Annotated in this window: 12 protein-coding genes; 1 reads left to right on the top strand and 11 read right to left on the bottom strand. The window is 68.6% G+C overall.

The genetic code is table 11. The features are described 5' to 3' along the window. Window positions 1-28: 28 nt before the first annotated feature. The 9 genes from glmM to ACIA8G_RS25775 all read right to left on the bottom strand — a co-directional run bounded on the left by glmM (window position 29) and on the right by ACIA8G_RS25775 (window position 11,615). Complete coding sequence (glmM, locus tag ACIA8G_RS25815) at window positions 29-1,363, bottom strand: phosphoglucosamine mutase (RefSeq protein WP_396421196.1); 1,335 nt, start codon at window positions 1,361-1,363, stop codon at window positions 29-31. A gap of 110 nt (window positions 1,364-1,473) precedes the next feature. Continuing rightward, window positions 1,474-2,040 (bottom strand): 30S ribosomal protein S9, encoded by a 567-nt coding sequence (gene rpsI / locus ACIA8G_RS25810; RefSeq protein WP_396421195.1) that lies wholly within the window; start codon window positions 2,038-2,040, stop codon window positions 1,474-1,476. Window positions 2,041-2,066: 26 nt separating this feature from the next. Beyond that, window positions 2,067-2,510 carry a 50S ribosomal protein L13 gene (rplM, locus tag ACIA8G_RS25805; RefSeq protein ID WP_396421194.1) on the bottom strand — a complete coding sequence of 148 codons (444 nt, stop codon included), beginning with the start codon at window positions 2,508-2,510 and terminating at the stop codon, window positions 2,067-2,069. Window positions 2,511-2,777: 267 nt separating this feature from the next. Then, window positions 2,778-3,056: a WXG100 family type VII secretion target gene (locus ACIA8G_RS25800; protein ID WP_396421193.1), complete on the bottom strand. Its 279-nt coding sequence runs from the start codon at window positions 3,054-3,056 to the stop codon at window positions 2,778-2,780. A gap of 57 nt (window positions 3,057-3,113) precedes the next feature. Then, on the bottom strand, window positions 3,114-3,419 hold the full coding sequence (locus ACIA8G_RS25795; protein WP_396421192.1) for a WXG100 family type VII secretion target: 306 nt from the start codon (window positions 3,417-3,419) through the stop codon (window positions 3,114-3,116). A 146-nt stretch (window positions 3,420-3,565) separates the two neighbouring features. Beyond that, the gene (locus ACIA8G_RS25790) at window positions 3,566-3,964 is read right to left on the bottom strand and encodes a hypothetical protein (RefSeq protein WP_396421191.1); all 399 of its coding nucleotides are present in this window, start codon (window positions 3,962-3,964) and stop codon (window positions 3,566-3,568) included. A gap of 23 nt (window positions 3,965-3,987) precedes the next feature. After that, complete coding sequence (locus tag ACIA8G_RS25785; protein WP_396421190.1) at window positions 3,988-5,811, bottom strand: type VII secretion-associated protein; 1,824 nt, start codon at window positions 5,809-5,811, stop codon at window positions 3,988-3,990. 68 nt (window positions 5,812-5,879) lie between these two features. Then, window positions 5,880-8,723, bottom strand: a complete 2,844-nt coding sequence (locus tag ACIA8G_RS25780; protein ID WP_396421189.1) for a BTAD domain-containing putative transcriptional regulator — start codon at window positions 8,721-8,723, stop codon at window positions 5,880-5,882. A gap of 3 nt (window positions 8,724-8,726) precedes the next feature. After that, entirely contained in the window at window positions 8,727-11,615 is a 2,889-nt protein-coding gene (locus tag ACIA8G_RS25775; RefSeq protein WP_396421188.1) for a BTAD domain-containing putative transcriptional regulator, read from the bottom strand. 81 nt (window positions 11,616-11,696) lie between these two features. On the opposite strand from ACIA8G_RS25775, the gene ACIA8G_RS25770 reads away from it, so the two are divergent. Then, a complete protein-coding gene (locus tag ACIA8G_RS25770; RefSeq protein WP_396421187.1) occupies window positions 11,697-14,426 on the top strand; it encodes a BTAD domain-containing putative transcriptional regulator in 2,730 nt (909 codons plus the stop codon). Here the strand turns inward: ACIA8G_RS25770 and ACIA8G_RS25765 are convergent. Together ACIA8G_RS25765 and ACIA8G_RS25760 are read right to left on the bottom strand one after the other, a co-directional pair. Further along, window positions 14,423-16,123: a BTAD domain-containing putative transcriptional regulator gene (locus tag ACIA8G_RS25765; protein ID WP_396421186.1), complete on the bottom strand. Its 1,701-nt coding sequence runs from the start codon at window positions 16,121-16,123 to the stop codon at window positions 14,423-14,425. The two genes, ACIA8G_RS25770 and ACIA8G_RS25765, sit on opposite strands and share 4 nt — an antisense overlap. Window positions 16,124-16,247: 124 nt before the next feature. Next, window positions 16,248-18,908 (bottom strand): BTAD domain-containing putative transcriptional regulator, encoded by a 2,661-nt coding sequence (locus ACIA8G_RS25760; protein ID WP_396421185.1) that lies wholly within the window; start codon window positions 18,906-18,908, stop codon window positions 16,248-16,250. Window positions 18,909-18,984: the final 76 nt, after the last annotated feature.

The raw sequence follows: 18,984 nt of genomic DNA, 5'->3' as shown, positions 1-18,984 counted from the left end.
CATAGCCACTATCGGCCCCCGTCCGTCCTCAGTGCACCGAGGAAACCACACCCGCGAGGCGCTGCGCCGCGGAATCCGCCTGTTCGTGGCTGGTGGCCTCGACCATCACCCGCACGAGCTGCTCGGTGCCCGACGGGCGCAGCAGCACGCGGCCGGTGTCGCCCAGCTCGGCCTCGACGGCGGCGACGGCCTCGCTGACCGAAGTGGCCTTGGCGACCGCAGCCTTGTCGGAGACCTTCACGTTGATCAGGACCTGCGGCAGGCGGCGCATCACGGCGGCCAGGTCGGCGAGCGACTTGCCGGTCTCGGCCATGCGGGCCATCAGGCGCAACGCGGTGAGCAGGCCGTCGCCGGTGGTGGCGTGCGCGGGCAGCACGACGTGGCCGGACTGCTCGCCGCCGAGCGAGTAGCCGCCGGCCTTGAGGTCCTGCAGCACGTAGCGGTCGCCGACCGCGGTGGTGCGCAGCCGGATGTTCGACTCCCGCATGGCGATGTGCAGGCCAAGGTTGCTCATGACGGTGGCGACGAGGGTGTCCTCGTACAGTTCGCCCGCGTCACGCATCGCGAGAGCGAGGACAGCGAGGATCTGGTCGCCGTCGACGGTGTTGCCCTCGGCGTCCACCGCGAGGCAGCGATCCGCGTCACCGTCGTGCGCGATGCCGAGGTCGGCACCGTGCTCGCGGACGGCGGCGGAGACGACGTCGAGGTAAGTGGAGCCACAAGCAGCGTTGATGTTGAGGCCGTCCGGGGTCGCGTTGATCGCGATCACCTCGGCGCCGGCCCGGCGGTAGGCGTCCGGCGCGGCCACCGACGCGGCGCCGTTCGCGCAGTCCACGACGACCTTGAGGCCGTCGAGGCGGTGCGGGGTGACCTTGAGCAGGTGCTCGACGTACTGGGTCTCGGCGTCGGGAACATCACGCACGCGGCCGATCGCCGCACCGGTCGGGCGCTCGAAGCCGGTGCCCATGAGCTGCTCGATCTCGTCCTCGACCTCGTCGGGCAGCTTGTGGCCGCCCGCGGCGAAGAGCTTGATCCCGTTGTCCGGCATCGCGTTGTGCGAGGCGGAGATCATCACGCCGATGTCGGCGCCGAGCGCGGCGACGAGGTAGGCGACGGCGGGCGTGGGCAGCGCGCCGACGCGCAGCACGTCCGCACCGGCCGAGGTGAGGCCGGCGGTGACGGCGGCGTCGAGCATCTCACTGCTCGCCCTGGGATCGCGGCCGACGACGGCGACCGGACGATGGGAATGGTCGTGCTCGGCGAGCACTCGTGCCGCTGCGGCGGCGACGGACATCGCGAGCTCGGGGGTGAGATCGGCGTTGGCGAGACCACGCACTCCGTCGGTGCCGAACAGGCGGGCCATGGATCCTCCGAAATGGACACTACGAGGCGGCCTAAAAGACCCGGAAAACACTGCGGGAGCAGCAGTTCGTGTTGAACTGCTGCTCCCGCAGGTACAGCTGCTGCGTTAGATCAACGCTTGGAGTACTGAGGCGCCTTGCGGGCCTTCTTCAGACCGTACTTCTTGCGCTCCTTGACCCGCGGGTCACGGGTGAGGAAGCCGGCCTTCTTCAGCACCGGGCGGTCCTCGGAGTCGACGGCGATCAGCGCACGCGCGATGGCGAGACGCAGCGCACCGGCCTGGCCGGTGGTGCCGCCGCCACGCAGGTTGGCGATCACGTCGAAGGTCTCGGGCTTCTCGGTGGTGACGAGCGGCTCCCTGATGAGCTGCTGGTGCACCTTGTTCGGGAAGTACGCCTCGAGCGTCTTGCCGTTCAGCGTGAACTTGCCGGTGCCGGGCACCAGGCGAACGCGAACGACGGCCTCCTTGCGGCGGCCAACGGTCTGCGCGAGGTGCGCAGCGCCGTTCAGCTGCGGAGCGACGACCACCGGCGCGGAGGCCTCTTCGGCCTCGACGACCTCAGCCTCGGCGGCCTCGGCCTCAGGGGCCTCAGCCTCGACGACCTCAGCCTCAACGGCCTCCGGCGCCTCGACAACCTCGGCCTCGACCTCGGGGGTCTCGTTCTCAGGGGTGGTCACAGGAACTTCCTCGGTGTGTTCGTCGCTCACTGGGCGATCTTCTTGATCTCGAAGGCCTGCGGCTGCTGGGCCGCGTGCGGGTGGTTCGGTCCGCTGTAGACCTTGAGCTTGTTCGCGATCTGACGGCCCAGGCGGTTCTTGGGCAGCATGCCCTTGATCGCCTTCTCGACCAGCCGGTCCGAACGCGTGTCCAGCAGCTCACCGAAGGACTGCTTGCGCAGACCACCGGGGAAACCGGAGTGGCGGTACTGGAACGCCTGGTCCCGCTTCGCGCCGGTCAGCGCGACCTTGTCCGCGTTGATGATGACAACGAAGTCACCAGTGTCAACGTGAGGAGCGTAGGTCGGCTTGTGCTTGCCGCGCAGCAGCGTCGCGGCCTGGGTGGCGAGCCGGCCGAGCACCACGTCCTGGGCGTCGATCACGTGCCAGGTGCGGGTCACCTCACCGGGCTTCGGGCTGTACGTGCGCACGGATCTACCTCGTCGTCACTTGCGTCTGGGGTCACTGCGGCGGTTGCCCCAGACCGATCTTGGACGAACCAAGCGGAGGTACCGAGACAGGCGCGGCACACACGGGCGCCAGCTACCGCACAACAACGTCAGAAGATACCGGATGGGTGGCTCGGGGACCAAAACGGCCCCTCCAACGGACCCACCCTCGGACATACGCGAGCCCCGGACCACGTGGTTCCGGGGCTCGCGAGGGTCTAGCTAGGGTCGAACTCTACCGCTGCGGGTTCACCAGCGGGTGAGGTTCTGCTGCTCGGCCTGCTGGTAGGCCTCGCTGGCCTGCTGCACAGCGACACCGATCGCCGCGAGAACGCGGTTCAGGTCCGCGGAGGCCTCGTCCCACTTCTTCTGAGCGGCCTGGTAGGCCTCACCCGCGCCACCCTCCCAGTTCGCGAGCGTGGAGGTGACCTTCGAGTGGAGCTGGTCGTTCAGCTCGTCGATCTGCTTCGACGAACCCGAGATCGTCGTGGCCGCAGCCGCGATCTCCGCAAAAGACGCCTTGATCATTGCTTAATCTCCCCTACGTAAGTCTGAATGTGTCGAGCGATTGGCTGTGGATCGAGGTCAGAGGCGGTGCGAGATGCTCTGAACCGACTCCTCCTGCTCCTGCTCGTTGCGGGCGTAGACGTCGGCGCTGCTCGCGATCTGCTCCTGGATGGAACGCAGGGCCTCGTCGAGCTTGCGCACGTCGTCGTCCATGCGCTCCATCAGCTGCTGGAACGCGTTGGCGGCGGAGCCGGCCCACCCAGAGGCCACGCCCGACGCGGCGTCGCGAACAGTCCGGGCCTGGCCCTGAATCTGGTCGCTGGTGTCGCCGATGAACTTCGCCAGCGCGTCGAGGTCCGCAGTGGTAACCGTAAACTGACTCACGAGAGGTGCCCCCTTCAGAGAACTTCAGGTCGTACTTCTTGGTTCGTACGCCTCTTCCGACGAGGACCCTGCCACGTCGGTTCCACCCTGTCGCGACTTCTTTCGAAGTAGTTGCTCTAGTAAACGGTTCCGGGTGAAACCAGGGTTCAGTAGAGGATTCGCGACTGCGAAAAGTCCTCGTCATCGTCACTCACACGGGGAAGCTGACCACTCGGACCGGCGACAGCGGCAGAACCGAGAGTGTTCGGCGGTTCTGGGATCACCGTCTCAGCTGGCGCCGGCGTGGTCAGCTCGGCTGCGTCCGGAACCTGTTCGACAGGCAGACCGCGGTCGGTGCGGAACCCCTTGGCGGCCTCGCGGACGTCGGCGGCGGTGGCCTGAGCACCAGGCTCGACCTTACGCTCGCGCGCCTGCACAGCAAGATCACGGGTGCGTTCCCGCAGCTTGGCGTTGCGTTCCCCGATCTCACCGGCGGCACGACGGGCACGGGTGACGGCGGCTCCGACATCGGCGCGGAACCGGCCAAGAGCTTCGTTGGCGGACATCGACAACTCCCCTGATGCTGCTACTACGACTTGATGACCAACGAGCGGACGATCTGCTCGCAGGCGGCGCGAACCTGGTCCTTCGCGGTCTCCGCCGCCTGGCAACCCACGCTCACCTGCACTTTGCCCGCGAACTGGATGTACCAGTCGACGCCGGTGTCCTGGACGACTTCGCGATAGTGAACAACAGGCTTGCCCGCGAATATCGTGTTATCGGTGAAGTTGTCGACCTTCTCCTGTTTGCTTTCGCGTTCCTCGTACATCTTGCGCAGTTCAGTGAGCGCGCGAACCCGATCCTTGTCGCTGTCGTAGAGAAGTGTTTGCTCCTGCACAGCAATGCGCGCTTCCGGCTGTTTGCCCTCGACAGTTTTGCGGTCAATCGGTTGCAAAAGCACCTGTCGATCAGTCGCGGCGCCGCCGGTCTGCTCCCAGCCGTCCGGCCGGGTGAACCTGTAGTCGTAGACGGCGATCTGGTTGCTCGACTCGCTCGGTTGCTGCGGACTCTTCTCGCGGTTCAGCCAGAAGTAGCCACCGACACCGGCTGCGGCGAGCACCACCACGACACCGATGGTGACGAACAGCGGTGCCTTGCTCTTCTTGTTCAGAGGCTGCGACGCAGAGGGGAACGAGGACGGGAACTGGCCGACGGGCGGCGGCGTGATCCGTCGAGTGATCTTGCGGGTCGCATCGTCGGTCACCCGAAGGTTGTGGGTCACCTCCCCCGGACCACCCGTCGGCGGTGCCTGAAGCGAGCCCTGCGGTGCCACGCCCCCGGTCCGTTCCGGATCGAGGCTGACTGCCCGCAACGCGCCGCGGGCGACCACGGTCTCCGGCTGGTCGATGCTGATCGGCACCACACGGGTGTTTTCGTGCACCAGACGCCCCACGAGCGGGATCCGACTCGACCCGCCGACCAGGAACACGCCAGCAAGCTGCTGGGGAGCGAGGCCGGCGTCCCTGACAGCAGCGCCGACCAGCGCAGCCGCCCGACTGAGCGGCGCAGTGATCAACTGTTCCAGGTCAGAGCGCGTCACGTGCGCGTCTGGGAACGGTGGCGGCATCGGCACATCTGTGTAGGCGTGCCTCGACAACGTCTCCTTGGCTCCCCGAACGTCCTGCCGCAGCACCCGCCGCTTGCGCCGATCGGCCATCTCCCGGCCTTCGACGAGCTGCCGCCACGCCTCGGGGTCCTTGGCTGACACCAGCCCGCCGACGTGCTCCAGCAGCACCTGGTCGACGTCGGCGCCACCGAAGGTCGGGTCACCCTTGGTGGCGAGCACCCGGAAACTCTTACCTGTGCGCGTCACCACACTCGCGTCGACAGTGCCGCCGCCAAGGTCGAGCACGGCGAGCGAAGCACCGTCGGGGATGGAGTGGCTCGCTGAATGGAAGACAGCAGCAGCCACCGGTTCTGGCACGAGCACCAGTTCACGGCCGAGCCCTCGCGCCGCTTGGATCAAGACGCGGGTGCGGACGGTGCCCCAGTCCGCCGGGTGTGTCAGCACGAGCAGATCGACCGGCGCTCCGCCGCCAACGCGTCGCGCTTCGCCGACCGCGCGGGTCAGCACCGCCCGCACAACGTCTACAACGGGCAGCACAGAATTGCCGAGCAGCAACTCGCCCTCGTCGACACGGCGCTTCGGGTGCGGCTCGTAGCGGGCCGGGTCGACAGCAGCCTGGCGCTCGGCCTCCTGACCGACGAACAACGTGCCGTCGGCCGCGGCGAACACGGCGGACGGGACCAGCGGCTGGCCGTCGAACACGACGACCTGCGGCTCCCGGCCGTGCGCCGAAATGGCAACGCAGGTGCTCGACGTGCCGAAGTCGACCGCGACGTGCAGGCTCATGCACCTTCCCCTCTTCCGGGCACATGCTTACCCGATGCGGCACGCCCGGACGACACGGATGGCAAAGGTCATTCACTCAGGCGTGCAGCCGCCAACGCGGCCCGCAAGCGCTCTTCAGCCCCGGCATCGCCCGCATCGGCGTACTTCTCCAGCGCAGCGGTCGCCACCTCGATCACCCTGTCAGCGAGACCTAGCCTGAGATTTGCCTCAGCCATCGCAGCAAGAGCGCGCACGCTCCCGCGCCGCTCGCCCAGCACCTCGAAGAGGTCCAGAGCCTTTTCCGCACCGATCAACGCGGCACTCGCATCCCCGAGAGCCAGATCGACCTGGGCCACCAGGACTGTGCAGTAGGCGGTGCCGCGTTCCTCACCAGTCGAGGCGATCAGTTCCAACGCCTCGCGGCTCGCGGCGCTCGCGCGCTCGACATCGCCATGGGCCAACCCACTCGTGCCGATCCGGTTCAGCGTCATCGAGATCTCCTGCGGTTCGCCCTGCTCGCGACTGAGCGCCAACGCGTCGTCCATGAGCCGCACCGAGTCCGGGTAGCGCCCTTCGGTCGCGAGCATCGTGCCCAGCTCACGCAGTGCGCTCAACAGCACGAGCCGCTCCCCGCTCTCTCGTGCGGCGACCACCGCACGTTCTGCGATCGCCAGATGCGGGAGTCCGGTGTGGACCATGCTGTAGTAGGCCAGCGCTCCCAGCACGACCGCGAGTTCAGCCTGAGCTCCGACGGCCTCGAACCAGTCCGCACAACGCGATAGCTCGGTGAGCGCCGCGTCGGTGACACCGCGCGTCATGAGCTGCAACTGCACCTTGAAGTGCAAACGCCACCCGATCAACTGGTCGCCCTTGGCGAATGCCGCGTCTCGAACCAGGGCGAGCAGCTCCACGACCCGTTCGTGGGGGCGGAAGGTATCGAGGTAGGTGTACGAACGGTGCGACAGGTTCTCGGCCGCCTCGACCCAGTTGTGCTCCAGACAGTGGACGATGGCCCGGTCAAAGTTGATCATTTCCGCGAGCAACCACGTCTGCGGACGGCTGGTCAGGCGCTCGACCTCAGAGCGATCCAGTGCGCTGGACGGCGTGACAGGACGCGGCGGCAGGTCGTCCGTCACGAGCCAGAGACTGGTCGCTTCGGCAGCGAGCGTCAGCAACAGGTCGACGTAGTCACGCAGAGCTGCGGCCACGACACGCTCGTCGTCGCCGCGCACCAACTCGGCCGCGTACACCGCGAGCAGATCGTGCAGCCTGTATCTCGGTTCGCCGGTCGCGTCGAGTCCGACCTCGTCAAGCAGGTTCGCCTCCACCAGCCGTTCGACGAGCCGCTCACCATCGCCGCCCGCGAGCACGCCGACCGTCCAGGACGCCACGTCGGTCGCGCCAAGCAGGCCCAGCCTGCGGAAAGCGGTCGCCACATCGGCGGGCAGAGCCTCGTAGCTCGGCCCGAACGTCGCCCTGACCTCCAGATCACCGGTGGCCAACTCGTCCAACCGACGACGCTCGTCCGACAACCGCCTCGCCAGTGAGCTCAGCGGCAACGACTCGCGCGCGGCGAGCCGGGCGCCGGCAACCCGCAGGGCCAGCGGCAGACCACCGCAGGCTTCGACGATGGCACCGACAGCGGCCTGGTCGGTACCCGCCCGAGACTCACCGATGATGCTCGATAGCAAGGAGCTTCCGTCTTCGGCGCCCAGCGGCGGCACCCGCAGGCCGTGCGCACCCTCGATCTGGACCAGACGTTGCCGGCTGCTGACCAGCACGGCGCAGCCGGGAGTGCCCGGTAGCAGCGGCCTTACCTGCTCCGGACCGGCTGCGTCGTCGAGCACCACCAGCATCTTGCGATCGGCTAACTGGGCGCGAAACGCAGCAGCGCGCGCCTCCAGACCATCCGGCATTGCAGTGTGCGGAACACCCAGAATGACCAGCAGTTCCCCAAGTACCTCGGTCAGATCACGCGGAGCCGCGCTGGCGCCGTTGAGCCGGACGAACAGCTGACCATCGGGGAACCGATCACGCAGCCGGTGCGCCACCCGGATCGTGAACGCACTCTTGCCCACACCAGGAGCGCCGCTCAGCACCACCACCGGCACGCAGTCGTCCGACGCGGCGAGCTTCGCCTCCACCTGATCGAAAAGTCCTTCGCGCCCCACGAACTTCGCCGTGTCGGGCGGCAGCTGACAGATCACCTGTCGAGGCCGCTCCACCGGAGCCACTTCGCCCTTGAGCAGCGCCAGATGCAACTCACGCAGCTCCGGTGACGGATCGACACCCAACTCGTCAGCCAGCAACGCGGCGATCTCGCGATAGCACTCCAACGCCTCCGCCTGCCGGCCCGAGCGGTACAACGCGGACATCCGCTGCGCCCAGAACCGCTCCCGCAACGGGTACTGCTGGGTCAAGGCACTCAACTCGGCCACGAGCTCGGCCGCCCGGCCGTGTTCCAGGTCCGCGTCGATCCGCCCCTCCAGCGCGGCGAGACGCTCGTCCTCGAGGCGCGGCACCTCATCCCGGTGCGACGACTCCGACGCCACGTTCGCGAACGCCGGCCCGCGCCACAGCTTGATCGCCGCACCGAAGTCACCGGCCCGCGCCAGTTCCCGGAACCTCAGTAGATCCAGCTCACCCGGTTCCACCTCGACCAAGTAGCCGCCGCTCATCGTGCGCACGCGATTCGCCGGGCCGAGCGCCTGTCTCAGTCGCACCACGGTCATCTGCAACGTCTTGTGCACGCGGTCAGCGGTTGGCGGCTCGCCGTCCCACAACCGGCCAACCAGCTCATCCACCGAGACGAACTGGTTGGGGCGCAACAGCAATGTCGCCAACAGCAACCGACAACGGCCAGCAGGCACGAAGACGGGTTCGCCGTTCACGAGCACTTCCACCGGGCCCAGCACCCGGAACTCGACGCTCACCGATCAGGCCCTTCTGCGAGCCGCGGCCAGTGCGACCCGCAGTCGTTCCTCAGCAGCAGCGTCGCCCGCATCGGCGTAGTTCTCCAGGGCCGCCGATGCCACGTCGATCACTTTCTCGACGAGGCCGAGCGCCAGCTCCGCCTCAGCCATCGAGGCAAGCGCGCGCACGGAACCGCGCCGTTCACCCAGTGTCTCGAAGACGCTCAAGGCCTTCTCCGCACCGACCAGCGCGGCGCTCGCATCGCCGAGAGCGAGGTCGACCTGGGAAACCAGCACCGTGCAGTACGCAGTGCCCCGGTCGTCACCGAGGCCGGTCATCAGGTCCAGCGCCTCGCGGCTCGTCGCGCTCGCTCGATCGACATCACCGTCGGCCAGGGCACTCGACGCGATGCGGTTGAGCACGATCGCCAGGTCGTTGGGATCGCCTATCTCGCGGGTGAACACCAATGCCTCGTCCAAGACCCGGACGGAGTCCTCGTAGCTCCGTTCGGTCGCCAGCATCGTGCCCAACTCACGCAACGCGCTCACCAGAGTCCGCTGCTCGCCGCTCGCGCGTGCGGCGGCCACCGCGCGTTCGGCGACCGCGAGTTGTGGTTGTCCGGTGTGGAGCATCGTGTAATACGCCACCGCTCCCAGCGCGACCGCGAGCTCGGCCTCGGCACCGACGGCCTCGAACCCGTCCGCACATCGCTGGTACGCGGTGAGCACCTCCTCGGTGACGCCCTTCGTCACCAGCTGACTCGTCAGCCGCAGATGTGAACGCCAGGCGATGAGCTCGTGGCCTTCGGCGAGTGCTTTGTCTCGAACGAGTCCGCACAACTGCAGGATCCGCTCATGCGAGAGGTAGATGTCGAGGTAGACGAGGGCGCGGTGCATCAGGTTCTCCGCCTCCTCGAGCCAGCTGTGGTCCAGACAGGAGGTGATCGCGCGGTCGATGTTGACCATCTCGGCGAGCAGCCACTTCCCCCTGCTCTCGGTCAGGCGGTCCATCTCAGCGGAGTCCAGCACCTTTGACCGCGTGATGGGACGCTTCGGCGTGTCATCGGCGGCGAACCAGTCCTGGGCCGCGTCATCGGCGAGCGTCAGCAGCACCTCGACGTAGTCACGCAGGGCTGTGGTCACAACCTGCTCGTCTTCCCCACGAACCAGTTCGGCGGCGTAAACCGCCAGCAGGTCGTGCATGCGGTAGCGGGGTTCGCCGGTCGCATCGAGACCGACCTCGTCGAGCAGGTTCGCCTCCACCAGCCGTTCGACGAGCCGCTCACCGTCACCGCCCGCGAGGACGCCGACGGTCCAGGACGCCACGTCGGTCGCGCCGAGCAGACCGAGCCTGCGGAAAGCGGTTGCCGCGTCAGCGGGCAGAGCCTCGTAGCTCGGGCCGAACGTCGCCCGGATCTCCAGGTCGCCTGTGGTCAGCTCGTCGAGCCGCCGCCGTTCGTCCGACAACCGCCTGGCCAGCGAGCTCAGCGGCAACGACTCACGCGCGGCGAGCCGGGCGCCGGCAACCCGCAGGGCCAGCGGAAGGCCGCCGCACGCGTTGACGATGGCGCTGACAGCGGCCCGATCCGTGGCCGCCCGTGCCTCGCCGATGGCACCTGCCAGCAGCGCGAACCCGTCCTCGCGGCCCAGTGGTGGCAGCCGCAGGCTGTGCGCGCCTTCGATCTGGACCAGGCGCTGCCGGCTGCTGACCAGCACGGCGCAGCCGGGAGTGCCTGGTAGCAGCGGCCTGACCTGCTCAGGACCGGCCGCGTCGTCCAGCACGACCAGCATCTTGCGGTCGGCCAACTGGGCGCGGAAGGTCGCTGTGCGGGCTTCCAGGCCGTCGGGCATGCCGGTGACCGACACGTCCAGGGCCACCAGCAGCTCGCCGAGCACCTCGGCCGGGTCGCGGGGTGCGGCGCCGGCGCCGTTGAGCCGGACGAACAGCTGGCCGTCGGGAAAACGATCACGCAGGCGGTGCGCGGCCCTGATCGTGAAAGCGCTCTTGCCCACGCCGGGAGCGCCGCTCAGCACGAGCACCGGCACGCTCTCGCCCGGTGCGGTGAGCTTGGCTTCCACCTGGCGGAACAGCGTCTCGCGCCCCACGAACCTCGCGGTGTCGGGTGGCAGCTGACAGATCGCCTGCCTGGGCCGTTCCACCGGGGCGACGTCGCCGTTGAGCAGTGCGAGGTGCAGCTGACGCAGTTCGGGTGACGGATCGACCCCCAGCTCGTCGGCCAGCAACGCGGCGATCTCGCGATAGGACTCGAGCGCTTCGGCTTGGCGTCCCGCGTGGTAGAGCGCGGACATCCGCTGCGCCCAGAACCGCTCCCGCAACGGATGCTGCTGGGTCAACGCACTCAGCTCGGCCACGAGCTCAGCGGCCTGACCTCGATCCAGATCGGCTTCGATGCGCCGCTCCAGCACCGCGAGACGGTCTTCTTCGAGGCGCGGCACCTCATCCCGGTGCAGCGACTCCGACGCCACGTTGGCCAGCGCGGGACCGCGCCACAGCTCCGTCGCCGAGGCGAAGTCACCGGCCCGCACCAGCTCACGGAACCTCAGCAGGTCGAGCTCACCCGGTCGCACCTCGGCCAGGTAGCCACCGGCCGTCGTGCGGACGCAGTTCGCCGGCCCCAGCGCCTGCCGCAACCGCAGAACGGTCGTCTGCAACGTCTTGTTGGCACGGTCGACCGTCGGCGGCTCGCCGTCCCACAGCCGATCGACGAGCTCGTCGATCGACACGAACTGGTTGGGGCGCAACAGCAACGTCGCCAGGAGCACGCGGCCGCGACCGGCCGGGACGGAAACCGGTTCCCCGTTCAGCAGCACTTCCAGCGGGCCGAGCACCCGGAACTCGACGTTCACCGAACGATCACCCCCTCCGACCTCGGCGATCAAGATATTTGACATTCACTCACAGTGTGCCGAAGTCCTGCCGGATCCAGCACGCCGGACAGGCACTGCGGGTTGCCGTCCTCATAGACTCCGGGTGTGCTGGGGGCGGAATATCGGGTGCTGGGGCCGCTGGAAGTGCTCTACAACGGCGAGCCGGTCACCGTGCCCGCCGGCAAAGGTCGAGTGCTGCTGGCGACGTTGTTGTTGCGGCCCAACCAGTTCGTGTCCGTCGACGAGCTCGTTGAGCGCCTGTGGGACGGCTCGCCGCCATCCCTCGATCGTGTGACGAAGACGTTGCACATGACCGTCACGCGGCTCAGACAGGCGCTCGGGCCGGCGAACTGCGTTTCCACCACCACGAACGGGTATCTCGCTGACGTCGAGAACCTCGATCTTCTGCGATTCCGGGCGTTGGCCGGCAAAGACCCGCACGCTGCGCTGGCGTTGTGGCGCGGCCCCGCGCTTACGAACGTCGTCTCGGACGCCCTGCATCTCGAGGACGTGCCGCGGCTCGCCGACGAACGACTCGTGGTGGTGGAAGAGCGCATCGAGCACGACCTCGACGGCGGCATGGCGGCTGAACTGGTGCCCGAGCTGAGGGCGCTGACCGCCGCGCACCCGTTGCGGGAGCGGTTCTGGGCGCAGCTGATGGTCGCGCTGTACCGCGCGGACCAGCAGGCGGCGGCGTTGGAGGCGTTCCGCGAGGTCAGCGAGCTGCTGGCGGACGAATTGGGCATCGATCCCGGCGGGCTGCTGCGCGGCCTGCACCAGTCGATCCTGCGGGCAGAGCCCGCGTTGAGCACACCGGGTCAGGACACCGCGGTGCCTCGGCAGCTACCGGCTGATCTCGCGCGCTTCACGGGACGCACCGATGATCTCGCCCGGCTCGACCGGCTGCTGCCGACCGGTACCGCCGGGCAGGCGGTCGTCATCTCGGCCATCGCGGGTTCGGCCGGGGTCGGCAAGACCGCCCTCGCCGTTCGCTGGGCGCACCGGGTGCGGGACCGGTTCCCGGACGGGCAGCTCGCGGTCAACCTGCGTGGCTACGACCGCGAGGAGCCGGTGACCCCGCACGACGCGCTCGGTCAGTTGCTGCGCGGGCTGGGGCTGGGGTCGAAGGAGATTCCCGACGAGACCGAACAGCGCATCGGTGCGTACCGGTCGTTGCTCGCCGACCGGCGGGTGTTGGTGCTGCTCGACAACGCCCGTGCGGCAGAGCAGGTGAGGCCGCTGCTGCCCGCGGGAGGCCGATCGGTCGTCGTGATCACCAGCCGGTCCGACCTGCGCGGTCTGGTGGCGTTGAACGACGCGAAGGTGCTGAAGCTGGGCGTGCTGCCGCTGGACGAGGCGGTGCAGCTGCTGGAGAAGGTGATCGGCGCGGATCGCGCCGGGGCAGAGACTGAGGCCGTCACCGAACTTGCGCGGTTGTGCGCCTGCCTGCCGCTGGCGTTGCGCATCGCCGCGTCAATGCTCGCGGGTGAGCCGCATCTGGGCGTGCGTGATCTGGTCGATCAGCTCCGCACCGGGGACCGGCTGGCCGAGCTGGAGATCGGCGGCGACCAGGAGGCGGCGGTCCGTGCCGCGTTCGACCTCTCCTACACGGCACTCGCACCGGAGGAACGGCGGATGTTCCGGGTGCTCGGGTTATCGCCGCGTGCCGACTTCACGCCGATGTCCGCCGGTGCGCTGCTGGGGGTGCCTAGTCCCCAGGCGTTGAAGCTCCTGCGCACGCTGGCACGGGCTCATCTCGTCGAAGAGCATGCGCCCCAACGGTTTGCGCAGCACGATCTGCTCAGGCTGCACGCCCGCGAACGCGCCGCCGCCGAGGAGACCGCCGACCTGCGGCGGGACGCGGTCGTGCGGTTCCTCGACCACCACCTGCACTCGGTGGACAACGCCGAACGCGCCATTCGCCCGAATCGCCACGAGAAGACGCTGACCGAACGCGAGGCGGTGGTCGAGACGGTCGAGCTGGGCGACCGGCTCGTCGCGCTGACGTGGTGCCGGCAGGAACACGACCTGTTGATCGAGCTCTGCGAGTTCGCCCTGGCCGAGGAACACCTCGAACACGCGTGGAAGCTGCCGTACTCCATGTTGGGCTACCTGCAGATCCTGGGATCGACCGACGAGTACCTCCGCATCTACACGATCGCGCTCAGCGCTGCCCGGCGGTTGCGCGATCGGCACGCCGAAGCCGTCGCGTTGCACACGCTGGGAGTCGCGCACAAGAACATGCGCCACTACGAGGACGCGTTGCGCGTGCTGCTGCAAGCGCTCCGCATCCGCCGTGAGATCGGGGACGATCGAGGCGTCGCCGTCACCGAAGCCGAGCTGGCGAGCACCTATCTCTGGCAGGGACGTCGCGACGAGGCGCTGCGGCACTACCGCGAGTCCGTCGAGCAGTGGCAGATCGTCGGCAACGACACCGGGCGCGCGACGTCGATGAACAGCCTCGCCCGATCACTCATCGGCAGAGGCGACCACGCCGGTGCGATCACCGTCGCGAACGCGGCGCTCGCCGCTCTCGATCCAGGGAGCTCGGCAATGCCGGCGGCACGGGACACGCTCGCCCAGGCGTACGCCGGGCTGGGCGACCTGGACGAGGCGGTGCGCGTCTACCGCGATCTCTTTTCCGCCGAACGCCCCGCCTACCCGAGCAGCGGGACGAAGGCCGAGATCCTGTTCCACGGCGCAGAAATCCTCGAGCGCGCGGGACACCGGCACGAAGCCCTGACACACGCGCGCGAGGCGTTGGTCCTCGCTGAGCGCGGCCGCTCGGCGCTCACGGACAAGATCCGGGTGTTGGTGCGGGAGCTGGGGAACTAGGTCAGTACGGCGTGAAGGCGTCGCACGGCCTCGTCGCGTTCAGCGGCGGTGTCCTCGGCCTCTGATCTGGCGAGCGAGTACCCCCGCAGCAGGTCGTGGCACGCGTACCTGGCAGGTGTGCGTTCGTTGGCCAGGTGCATGCGGGTGAGGTCGTGCAACGACTTGCGGACCTCCGCGCGGTGCCTGCCGTCGAGCGCGGCGGCGGCATCGAGGGAGATGTCCGGACCGGTTGCGAGGCCGAGCAACCGGAAGAGCCGCGCAGCCGCGGCGTCGAGTCGGCGGTAGCAAGCGGCGAACACCGACTCCACGCTGCTCAACACGATCTCTTCGGCCAGTGCGCGCAGCGTCAGACCGGGATCGCCTGCCGCCGTGGCGGCCAGCACGGCGAGTGCGAGCGGCAGGCCACCACTGCGCGCCACGAGGTCGGCGACGGCGTCTGGCTCGGACCGCACGCGCTCGTCGCCGAGCCTGGCGGTGAGCAGGGCGACGGCGGCCTGGTCGTCGAGCAGGTTCAAGGTCACCGGAACCGCGCCCTCGCGGACGACCAGGCCGGTGAACCGGTTGCGGCTCGTGACGACGGCCAGGCAGCCCCGGCCGGCGGGCAGCAGTGGGCGGACCTGTTCGACGTCACGGGCGTTGTCGAGCAGCACGAGCACCCGGCGGTCGGCGACGACGCTGCGGTAGAGCGCGGCACGTTCCGGCAGGTCGGCCGGGATGCGCTCACCGGGCACGCCGAACGCACCGAGGAACCCGGCCAGCACCTCGGCGGGAGCCTCCGCTGCGGGATCGAAGCCGCGCAGGTCGGCGTACAGCTGACCGTCCGGGAACCGACCGGCGATGTCGTGTGCCCAGCGCACGGCCAGTGCGGTCTTGCCGATGCCCGCAGTGATCCCGGTGATCACCACCGCCGCACCACCCGTGGCTACCGCGTTGAGCCGGGCCAGCTCCCGTTCCCGCCCGGCGAAGTGCGCGGCCGGTGTGGGCAGCTGACGCGGCACGCCGGTGCGAGCCGCTGAGCCAAGCACCTCACGCAGCGGCTGGCCAGGCTCGACCCCCAGCACGTCGGCGAGGTGGTCGCGGATCTGCTCGTACGCCTCGAGGGCCTCCTGCGGCCGGCCCGCCTGGTGAAGTGCCTGCACGAGCTGCGCCCAGAACCCCTCGCGCAACGGGTGCTCCTCGGTCAGTGCCCGGAGCTCGTCGACCAGCTCGGCACCCCGCCTGCGGGCCAGATCGGCATCGATGCGCCGCCCGGTCACCACAAGCCGTTCCTCGACGAGCTGCGGCACGTCCTCGCGCTGCAGGTGCGGCGAGTCGACGTCCGCGACCACCGCCCCGCGCCAGCAGGCCAGCGCACCCGCGAACTCACCCTCGGCGGCGAGGCGCCGGAACCGGGCCAGGTCGAGGCTGCTCTCCTCGACCTCGGCGAGATAGCCACCGGTCGTCGTGCGCACGCAGTTCGCGTCGCCCAACGCGAGTCGCAGCCGCCGCACGACCATTTGCAACGTCTTGTGCGCACGGTCGACGGTGGGCGGTGCGCCGTCCCAAAGCCGGTCCACCAGCTCGTCCACCGACACGAACTGGTTGGGCCGCAACAACAACATCGCCAGCAGCACGCGCCCGCGACCGGCCGGTACCGGAACGGGTACGCCGTCGCGCAGCACCTCCAGCGGTCCGAGGACGCGGTACTCGACGTTCATCTCGCCTTCTCCGGTTCGTCCATCGTGGACTGTGTGAGCGAAGTGTGAGCGCGCTTTGGCAACGTGGGGATCGGCCGGGTACGAGAGCGACGGACAGCCTGGGGGCTGTCGCTCTTGTGCCCGGTTACCTCAGGTCGGCCAGGCGGGCTGTGAGCTCTTCCGCTTGGTCGCTGCCAAGATCACGCCACAGGTCGATCGCACGTTGCCACGCGACGGCGGCCTCCTCGAGCCGATCCACGCCAAGCAGTGCCTCGCCCAGATATTCCTGCGCCTCAGCTGCGTTGGAGGTGTCACCGAACTTGACCATGGTCTCGGCAGCGGGGCCGAGCCGACCAAGCGCTTCGTCGCACCTGCCAAGGGCAACTAGCGCCCTGCCGTGCAACGCGTGCACTCTCGCGATCAAGTACTCGTCGTCCAGCTCGGTCACAACGACGACAGCGCGTTCGGCTTCCTCGATGGCCTCCTCGAACCGACCGAGAAGGTTGAGGAAGTATCCGATGTTGGCGCGAGCGATGCTCTCCAGATACCGGTCCGCGAGCTCGACACCGATCTCGGCTGCACGCCGTTGATTCTCGAGTGAATTCTCTGGCTGGCCCAACTGGTGGTAGAGAACAGCCTGGTTGATCAGCCCTGCGGCCTCGGCAGTTCGTTCGCCCGACTCGCGCACGAACCGCAGCGCATCGTCGAAGCAGGTCAACGAGTCGTCCAGACGTCCGACGTCGGTGTAGAGGCTAGCCAGCTTGAGCAGCAGAAATCCCTGCTCACGGGCGGTCCCAAAGGTCTGAACGGCCTCGAACATGTCGACAGCCTCCGACCAGCGTGTCGGGTTGTAGACCAGGTATCTCTCAAGGTGTGTCGGGATCATCAGTGCGAGCCGTGTCCACCCGCGTGCAACGGCCGCGAACAAGACCTCCCGGAGGTTCTCCCACTCGTGCCGGACCCAGACCATCGCGTCGAATCGCGAGGCGAAGTCCTGCGGCACCACACCCGATGTGACTTCGTCGGCGCGCACCAGCGCTCGCTCGTTCTCGATCAACGCGGCGTTTTCGAGGGTGTGGACGTACCACTCGATGACTCGCAGCGCGGCTGGTTCGTCGTGCTCGCACAGCTCGGTCGCATAAGCGCGCAGCAGGTCGTGCATGTCGTAGCGACCCGGCGATCGCGACTGCACCAGATGGTCTGCGACCAGCCGCTCCAAGAGCCGGCGCGCTTGAGCGACTGACACATCAGCAAGCGCGGCCGCGGCGCTGACGTCGAAGTCAGGTCCAGGATGCACGGACAGGAGGCGGAACATCCGCGCCGACTGTTCATCGAGTGCCTGGTACGACCAGCCGAACACCGCGCGCAGGTCGACGTCCTGGAAGTCGCTCAACGCGTCGAGCCGCGCGGCTTCCAGTTCATCGACGAACTCCCGCAGCGGCGTGTCCGGGAACCGCGACACCCGTTCAGCGAAGACTCGAAGCGCCAGAGGCAATCCACCGCACCTCTCGACGATCTCGCGCGCGGCCTCGGGGTCGGCATCGAGCCTCCGTTCCCCGAGCACAGCCGCGAGCAACGATCGCGCCGCATCGAACTCCAGCTGCTGCAGTCCGATCGTGGTCGCGTCGTGCTGTGAGACGAGCGCACGGAGCTGGTTGCGGCTGGTGATCACCACTCGCACACGCGCCGCGCCCGGCAGCAACGGAAGCACCTGGCGCGGCGACGCGGCGTTGTCGAGCACGAGCAGCAGCCGCCGGTCGACCAACGTGGTGCGCAGCAACGCGAGCCGGGCATCCGCTCCGACCGGGATCTCGTCCACGCCCAGCCCGATGAGCAGCATCTCGGCCGCGGCCGACAGATCGAGCGGCTGCGCCTCGGGATCGAAGCCGCGCAGGTTCACGTAGAGATCGCCGTCCGGGAAGTCCTCGCGCGCCTCACGGGCCCAGCGCAGCACCAAAGCCGTCTTGCCGACTCCACCGACGCCGTGCACGACCGTGACGCCCGACGACTTGCCGAGCAGGGCGAGCTCCTCGGCGCGGCCCACGAAGTTCCGCACACCGGCCGGCAGTTGGCGCGGCACCTGCCGTCGTACGCCGGGGGACACCTCAGCCCGCAGGATCTGCTGGTGCAGTTCCTGGAGTGCCGGGCCGGGGTCGACTCCGAGCTCCTCGACCAGCTTGGTCCGCACCTCCTGGTACGCGCTCAACGCCTCGGCCTGCTGGCCCGATCGGTACAACGCCAGCATCAGCTGCCGCCAGAACGGCTCTCGCAGCGGGTGTTCGGCGACGAGCGACCGCAGTTCGGCCACCAGCTCACCGGCGAACCCGCGCTCAAGGTCAGCGTCGATCCGCCGCTCCAACACCGTGAGCCGCTCGTTCACCAGCCGCGGCACCTCGTCGCGGTGCAGACGCTCGGACGGCACGTTGCCGAGCACCGGTCCGCGCCACAGGGCCGAGGCCGCGCCGAAGTCACCAGAGCCGACCAAGGCGCGGAAACGCAGCAGATCGAGCTGGTCGGGATCGACCGCGGCCTGGTAACCGCCTGGACGGGAAAGCACGCAGTCCGCCTCGCCCAGGGCCAGCCTCAGCCGCCGCACCACCATCTGCAACGTCTTGCGCGCGCGGCGATCAGCGGCGGGCGGTTCGCTGCCCCACACCTGGTCGACCAGTTCGTCCACCGACACGAACTGGTTGGGCCGCAGCAGCAGCGCGGCGAGCAGCACGTGACACCGGCCGGCCGGAATCTCGACCGGCGCGCCGTCGAGGAGCACTTCCAACGGCCCCAGCACGCGGTACTCGGCTCGCACACATCCCCCCAGGTCATAGGCAGTCTAAACAGGGCGTGATCGCGGTGTGAGCAAAGTGTGAGCGGCATCAGGAAGA

Origin of the sequence: Lentzea sp. NPDC051213, assembly GCF_044455585.1 — a bacterium.
Lineage (GTDB): Bacteria > Actinomycetota > Actinomycetes > Mycobacteriales > Pseudonocardiaceae > Lentzea.
Note: the sequence above shows the minus strand (reverse complement) of the source record. Positions and strands in the feature narration are given on the sequence as shown.

What these genes read in the sequence shown, in the direction of transcription:
- glmM (WP_396421196.1), bottom strand. Translation starts at nt 1,363, where the DNA reads ATGGCCCGCCTGTTCGGCACCGACGGAGTGCGTGGTCTCGCCAACGCC.
- ACIA8G_RS25800 (WP_396421193.1), bottom strand. Translation starts at nt 3,056, where the DNA reads ATGATCAAGGCGTCTTTTGCGGAGATCGCGGCTGCGGCCACGACGATC.
- ACIA8G_RS25790 (WP_396421191.1), bottom strand. Translation starts at nt 3,964, where the DNA reads ATGTCCGCCAACGAAGCTCTTGGCCGGTTCCGCGCCGATGTCGGAGCC.
- ACIA8G_RS25785 (WP_396421190.1), bottom strand. Translation starts at nt 5,811, where the DNA reads ATGAGCCTGCACGTCGCGGTCGACTTCGGCACGTCGAGCACCTGCGTT.
- ACIA8G_RS25775 (WP_396421188.1), bottom strand. Translation starts at nt 11,615, where the DNA reads ATGTCAAATATCTTGATCGCCGAGGTCGGAGGGGGTGATCGTTCGGTG.
- ACIA8G_RS25765 (WP_396421186.1), bottom strand. Translation starts at nt 16,123, where the DNA reads ATGAACGTCGAGTACCGCGTCCTCGGACCGCTGGAGGTGCTGCGCGAC.